This is a genomic window from Polaromonas sp. P1_G2 (genome assembly GCF_056405515.1).
Genome location: NZ_JBFUBY010001016.1, coordinates 1 through 482, shown reverse-complemented (window position 1 = coordinate 482; position 482 = coordinate 1). Strand labels below are relative to the sequence as shown.

Below are 482 nucleotides of genomic sequence, written 5' to 3'. Positions count from 1 at the left end.
GGATATGTCAGCGCCGCTAACGAAAGCATCCTCACTAGCAATCAAATCGGGCAGCGCCAGATGTCGATCCATGAACGTCATTGCCTTGTGGCGGTCAAGGTCTTCCTCCCGTTCAGGGGCGTCCGATACGAGCACGCAAGAACAGCATGCATGAGCGCAATTGCGCGGGCAGTCGAGGATAGCTCGTGCCTTCTTCAAAATGGAACGAAATGCTTCTGTGGCCCGGACCACATAACCCGCGCCACCGGCTGCGCGATCGTGCAGGTATATAGAGAGCGTAGGGGTGGCCATGGCGTTGCGGGAGGGGCCGACACCGTAACCCATCTCGTCCGGTTCTATGCCAAGTTGCCTGGCGAGCGCTTCGCGCATTGCAATGGCGATGGCGTTTGCGGCTCCCAAATCCGGTGTCTCTGCTGGCTGGAGTTCGAGGACATCGGTGTGAATTTCGTGACCTAGATGCAAGTTGGCCCGGATCGTAAAGG

General features: G+C 58.1%; 1 protein-coding gene. It reads right to left on the bottom strand.

Annotated features, from left to right (window positions below; genetic code table 11):
* On the bottom strand, positions 1-482 hold a 482-nt coding region (locus tag AC1D0P_RS28830), incomplete at both ends, for a Zn-binding domain-containing protein (protein ID WP_477679863.1).